Below are 2,754 nucleotides of genomic sequence, written 5' to 3'. Positions count from 1 at the left end.
AATCCCCCAGCATCGGTGGCAACAAATCCACCGCGACCGGTGGTGTCGGTTATGGTGCGTCTCTTGGTTACACCCATAAATCCGGCCTTGGGTTATCAGCCGATTATTTGGGCTTTAACCATAAATGGACAGGGTTGGGCACCGACGTTAAGTCAAAAACAGAATTTAATTATGACGCGTCTTATCACGTTGTAACATTGGTGCCGAGCTATCGAATCAAATTAGATTCGGCAAATAATTGGGGTTTGCGGGTTGGTTTGGGGGTTGGTTTCAGCCTGTCCGATGTCAGCTGGGCGCAAAAAATTTCAGCCAGCAATGGCGCGCAAAGCAGTGGGGTTAAGGTTGCGGGCGGGGCATTTTATCAACAAACCGCGGGCCAGGCGTTTCCGCTGTCCATTTGTGGTGCGGGTAATACTAGAACTTTTTCTTTATTGCGGGATTCATCCGATAGATTTGAGGCTAACAGCTGTAACGACGCGGCGGGGTTACCATTTGCGGGGCTTCGCACCAATGATTTTGCAATAGCGACTTTTTTTAAATCAATTAATTTTACCCAAGCCGAATTAAAAAATATTCCAGAGCACAGCAACACAACATTGCATGGTATTATTATAAGCAATGGTGATAGCAATATAGCGACACCAATTTTGAACAGCTGTGTTTGGGGCATGGTCAATGGTTGTTACCAAGCCGACGGCTCGCAATATACCGCGCCCGCGCCATCAGGCGGTTCGGCGAAGGACGATGCCGGTTTTGTGCTGGCGCCACAGGTTGCGTTGGAATATGACAATGGTATGCTCCATGCCGATATCAATGTGAAATACATTCATGAACTATTCAACGTGCGTTATTTTGGCAGTGAGGGGTCGGTGGATGGTTTGGCAACATCCGGCGCGATAACTTACACCAGCATAGCCGGGCCATTGGCCTTGTTCGTCGGTGCCGGCTTCGGGATGAATTTTTAACAAACAAACTTCATGAGAAAGGGACATACCATGAAAAACAAAAAAATAATTATTACCATCGCCGCCGCGATGCTGATGACAACCGCCTTAAATAGTGCGGTTTTTAACAATTACGCAAAAGCGCAAGATATAAACACCAATTTATTGGCGAACAACGTCGATGGAAAATTGATGCTAAAGGCGGATATTGGCTATGTTTACAGCTTCGCCGGCGATTGGAACAAATCAAACGCAGAATCCCCCAGCATCGGTGGCAACAAATCCACCGCGACCGGTGGTGTCGGTTATGGCGCGTCTCTTGGTTATACCCATAAATCGGGCATTGGCTTATCGGCCGATTATTTAGGCTTCAACCATAAATGGACTGGTTTGGGCACCGACGTTAAGTCAAAAACAGAATTTAATTATGACGCGTCTTATCATGTTGTAACATTGGTGCCGAGCTATCGAATCAAATTAGATTCGGCAAATAATTGGGGTTTGCGGGTTGGTTTGGGGGTTGGTTTCAGCCTGTCCGATGTCAGCTGGGCGCAAAAAATTTCAGCCAGCAATGGCGCGCAAAGCAGTGGGGTTAAGGTTGCGGGCGGGGCGAATTATACGGCTGCTACAGGATTCCTTCCCCTGAATGTTTGCGGTGCTGATAATACCACTGCTCTTGCAGCTATTACGGATTCGGCAAACTTGTCGACCCCGAATAGTTGTAGGGATGGCGCGCTTGCGTCGATTGCTGGCATTACCGCAACCGATTTTGCTATCGCCACCATGTTAAAGAATGCTGGTTTTACCCAATCGGAATTATCAGCTATTGGTGCGACCACCACCACCACTCACGCGCACGGAATCAGTATCTCGCAGAATGCTACCAACACGGTTGGCCATATTGCGACACCGGTGTTGAACAGCTGTGTTTGGGGCATGGTCAATGGTTGTTACCAAGCCAATGGCACGCAATATACCGCGCCCGCGCCATCGGGCGGGGGCGGCACCCCGAGCGGCAACCCTGCCGCATCATCCGGCGGTTCGGCGAAGGACGATGCCGGTTTTGTGCTGGCGCCACAGGTGGCGTTGGAATATGACAATGGCATGTTGCATGCCGATATCAATGTGAAATACATGCATGAATTATTCAACGTGCGTTATTTTGGGTCCGAGGGATCGGTTGATGGTTTGGCAACATCCGGCGCGATAACCTACACCAGCATAGCCGGGCCCTTAGCCTTGTTCGTCGGTGCCGGCTTCGGGATGAATTTTTAACAAACAAACTTCATGAGAAAGGGACATACCATGAAAAATAAAAAAATAATTATTACCATCGCCTCAGCGATGCTGATGACCACCGCCTTAAATAGCGCGGTTTTTAACAATTACGCAAACGCGCAAGATATAAAAATCAACAGCGATAATGCCGACGGCAAATTAATGCTGAAGGCCGATGTCGGTTATGTTTACAGCTTTGGCGGCGATTGGAACAAATCAAACGCGCAGAGCCCCAGCATCGGGGGCAACAAATCGACCGCGACCGGTGGTGTCGGTTATGGCGCGTCTCTTGGCTACAGCCATAAATCGGGCATTGGCTTATCGGCCGATTATTTGGGCTTCAACCACAAATGGGCGGGGTTGGGCACCGACGTCAATTTAAAAACAGAATTTAATTACGACGCGTCTTATCATGTTGTAACATTGGTGCCGAGCTATCGCATCAAACTTGACGTCGCAAATAATTGGGGTTTGCGGGTTGGTTTGGGGGTTGGTTTCAGCCTGTCCGATGTTGCTTGGGCGCAAAAAATTT

Annotated in this window: 3 protein-coding genes; all 3 read left to right on the top strand. The window is 48.8% G+C overall.

Features of this window, described 5'->3' with window-relative positions; translation table 11 throughout:
• Window positions 1–965 (top strand): hypothetical protein (locus QM529_07655; GenBank protein MDI9314529.1); only part of this gene is annotated, 965 nt, incomplete at its 5' end.
• 30 nt (window positions 966–995) lie between these two features.
• Window positions 996–2,219 (top strand): hypothetical protein, encoded by a 1,224-nt coding sequence (locus QM529_07650; protein MDI9314528.1) that lies wholly within the window; start codon window positions 996–998, stop codon window positions 2,217–2,219.
• Between the two features lie 30 nt (window positions 2,220–2,249).
• A partial coding sequence (locus tag QM529_07645) for a hypothetical protein (protein MDI9314527.1) occupies window positions 2,250–2,754 on the top strand: 505 nt, incomplete at its 3' end.

It is taken from the genome of Hydrotalea sp., from assembly GCA_030054115.1.
In the GTDB taxonomy this organism is placed as follows: Bacteria; Pseudomonadota; Alphaproteobacteria; order JASGCL01; family JASGCL01; genus JASGCL01.
Note: the sequence above shows the minus strand (reverse complement) of the source record. Positions and strands in the feature narration are given on the sequence as shown.

Bases quoted from the DNA above. Each gene is read 5' to 3' on its own strand.
- QM529_07650 (MDI9314528.1), top strand. From the start codon at position 996: ATGAAAAACAAAAAAATAATTATTACCATCGCCGCCGCGATGCTGATG.